Below are 3,173 nucleotides of genomic sequence, written 5' to 3'. Positions count from 1 at the left end.
CCCCAGCGGGTCGGCCAGCGCGATCTTCACATCCTTGCTTTTCGCCTTCAGCCCAAAGGCGACGCCGGCCAGCGTGCCGCCGGAACCGACCGCCGAGACAAAGCCATCGACCTTGCCGCCGGTCTGGCTCCAGATTTCCTCTGCTGTGGTGCGGATATGGCCGTCACGGTTGGCAACATTGTCGAACTGGTTGGCCCAGATGGCGCCGTTCGGCTCGGTCCGCGCCAGTTGCTCGGCCAGCCGCCCCGACAGTTTCACATAATTGTTGGGGTTCTTGTAGGGCACGGCAGGCACTTCGATCAGTTCGGCACCGAGCAGCTTGATCGTGTCCTTCTTCTCCTGGCTCTGTGTGTCGGGAATGACGATGACGGTGCGATAGCCGAGCGCCTTGGCGACCAGCGTCAGCCCGATGCCGGTGTTGCCCGCCGTTCCCTCGACGACGACACCGCCGGGTCTCAGCAGCCCACGCTGCTCGGCATCGCGGATGATGAACAGGCCGGCGCGATCCTTGACCGACTGGCCCGGATTCATGAATTCGGCCTTGCCCAGGATCTCGCAACCGGTTTGTTCCGAAGCTTTGTTGAGGCGGATCAAAGGCGTTTTGCCGATCGCGTCGATCACAGAACGGGGCATTCAGGATTCCTTGTGTAGGTGCGCCGAAACCCTAGAAACCCGAAGCTGCAGTTTCAAGGCAAGAATTTGTCTGGTCCAGTCGCATTTGCGGTACTGTAATTGCGTCAGCGCTTCCCGAAACCGACCTCTTGCGCCACAGCTCATTTTCCGGCTGACGTTGAAAAGCAGCTTTTCATTCGATTTCTTCATCGCTAGAGCAAAGCACCAACAAGTCGACAGGGCGCAGCATGACACTCTACCGGGCCAACCCGAAGCACGGCGTCGCCTGGATCACGGGCGGATCGAGCGGCATCGGCCGTGCCTTGGCCAGGGATCTTGCTTCCCAGGGCTATGCCGTCGCGGTGACGGCGCTCGACGACGATCCGATCGACACGCTTGTCGTCGAGACCGCGCAGATGCCGGGCAGCGTCACGGCCTTTCCCTGCGACGTCACCGACGAGCCGCGCATGGCAAGAACCGTCGCCGCGATCGAGAAGGAGCTCGGTCCCATCGTGCTCGCCATCTTCAATGCTGGGAATTACATTTCGACGCCGGGGGAGAATCTTGTCGTCAACGACTTTCGCCGGTCCTTCGAGGTCAATTATTTCGGCATCATCAACGGCCTCGTGCCTGCGGTCGAACGCATGCGTGTGCGGGCGCGCGGCCATGTCGTGCTGGTCGGCTCCGTGACATCCTATTTCGGCTGGCCGACAACGGCCGCCTATGGCGGCACCAAGGCGGCCATCAACATCCTGGCCGAGTCGCTGAAGTATGATTTCGACAAGATGAACGTGCGTATCCAGGTGTTCAACCCAGGCTTCATCGACACCCCGCTGACCGAGAAGAACATGCTGCCGATGCCGGGACTGATGCCGGTCAGCCGCGCATCGCGCCGCATGGCGCGAGGCATCAAGTCGGGCGGTTTCGAAGTCCATTTCCCGCGCCGGACAAGCTGGCCGCTGAAACTGCTCGCCCTGCTGCCGAGGCCGCTGTGCAGAGGGTTTATCAGCCTGATGACCAGTTGGAAGGCGCGGCCTCTGCATTACGACCGCAAGCCGCCGATCGAATAGGACGCCTGCGAAATTGGCAGGCTCCCCGTTTTCGGGCCGCCGTCGCCATGGTTGAGACAAGTGCCGCGTGGAGTCTGCGATGGGGCGACGGATCGTGCTTGCTGTGCTGGGCCTTATTGCCGTTCTCGCACTGGCCTTCGTGTTCGGCCCGCGCGTTCGCGTCGACACCACGATCCGTTTCGATCCCTCGCTCATCGGCGACGATCCGCAGGCCTATGTGGCAAAGGCGGAAGCCGCCATCCCCGGAATCCGAGACGGGCTGGAGAAGGAGATCGTCTGGGCCGATCCGTTGGTGCATGCCAGGACCCCGCTATCGATCGTCTACATCCACGGCTTTTCCGCATCGAAGGGCGAGGTCCGCCCGCTGCCTGACGAAGTGGCGGAACAGCTTGACGCCAATCTCTTCTACACACGGCTTACCGGTCATGGGCAGGATGGCGCGGCGATGACGCAAGGCAGCATCAATGCCTGGATCAACGACTATGAGGAGGCGCTCGCCATCGGCCGGGCGATCGGCGACAAGGTGATCGTCATCTCGACTTCGACCGGCGGCTCGCTGGCGGTCTGGGCGGCAACGCAGCCCGGTGCGTCGGACGGGGTGGCGGCGATTGCGTTCATCTCCCCGAACTTCGGCGTCAAGACTTCGGGCGCCGAGATCCTGACCATGCCGTGGGGCAAACAAATCGCCAGGCTGGTCGCCGGCAAGGAACATAGCTTCGTGCCGCGCAACGCGCTGAATGAAAAATTCTGGACCACCCGCTATCCGATCGAAGCAACCTTGCCGATGCAGGCGCTGACCGAGCTTGCCTATGGCGCGCCGGTGGAGAAGGCGACCGTCCCTGCTTTGTTCATCTTTTCTGATTCGGACAAAGTGGTGCGGGCCGACCGCAGCCGCGAGATTGCCGGGCGCTGGGGCGCGCCGCATGAACTGGTTCCGGTCGACGACACTGGCGACCCGGACAATCACGTCATTGCCGGCGACGCGCTGTCGCCATCGACCACGGCGTTTCTGGCGCAAAGGATCGCCGTCTGGATCGAAGCGGTGGTGAAGTAGGCGACGAAAAAGGGCGACCGAAGCATCGCTTCGGCCGCCCTTTTCTTGTTTCGTCTCGGCAATCAGCCAGCCGAAGCTTGACTGACTGCAGCGCGGTCTGGCTTACGCGGCCCGCGCAGCCGGACGCTTACCGCCGAAGCGGCGCTTGTTGTTGCCCTTGAAGGCCGGCTTGGCGCCGTCCGGCTTGCGCTCGCCGGCGAAGGCCGGCTTGTCGCCGAAGCGCTTCTTGCCAAAGCCGTTGCCCTTGTTCTCGCCACCGGGCCGCCTGCCGTCGCGACGGCCATTGCGGTCGTTGCGGTCATTGGCCGGCTCGAAACGCTCGTTCTTTTCAGCCGGATTGCGCAGCGGATCGGGGCTGCCGAGATGGTCGGCAACGATCGGCAGCTTGGTGCGGATGATGCGCTCGACCTGGCGCAGCTTGCTGTTCTCGGAAGGAT

At 62.8% G+C, this 3,173-nt stretch carries 3 protein-coding genes and 1 pseudogene; 2 read left to right on the top strand and 2 right to left on the bottom strand.

Going from position 1 to position 3,173, the window contains the following annotated elements; all coding sequences use genetic code 11:
• Positions 1-633: pyridoxal-phosphate dependent enzyme (locus EN884_RS30845; RefSeq protein ID WP_127419722.1), on the bottom strand; the 633-nt coding region annotated here is incomplete at its 3' end.
• 227 nt (positions 634-860) lie between these two features.
• On the opposite strand from EN884_RS30845, the gene EN884_RS30840 reads away from it, so the two are divergent.
• Positions 861-1,682: an SDR family oxidoreductase gene (locus tag EN884_RS30840; protein ID WP_024505081.1), complete on the top strand. Its 822-nt coding sequence runs from the start codon at positions 861-863 to the stop codon at positions 1,680-1,682.
• 79 nt (positions 1,683-1,761) lie between these two features.
• Positions 1,762-2,736, top strand: a complete 975-nt coding sequence (locus EN884_RS30835) for an alpha/beta fold hydrolase (RefSeq protein WP_063168060.1) — start codon at positions 1,762-1,764, stop codon at positions 2,734-2,736.
• A gap of 102 nt (positions 2,737-2,838) precedes the next feature.
• Here the strand turns inward: EN884_RS30835 and EN884_RS30830 are convergent.
• A pseudogene (locus tag EN884_RS30830) lies at positions 2,839-3,173 on the bottom strand (ATP-dependent helicase); the annotation flags it as partial.

Origin of the sequence: Mesorhizobium sp. M7A.F.Ca.AU.001.01.1.1 (genome assembly GCF_004022735.1) — a bacterium.
In the GTDB taxonomy this organism is placed as follows: domain Bacteria; phylum Pseudomonadota; class Alphaproteobacteria; order Rhizobiales; family Rhizobiaceae; genus Mesorhizobium; species Mesorhizobium ciceri.
The sequence above is the reverse complement of the archived record's forward strand: the minus strand, read 5'-3'. Positions and strand labels throughout refer to the sequence as shown.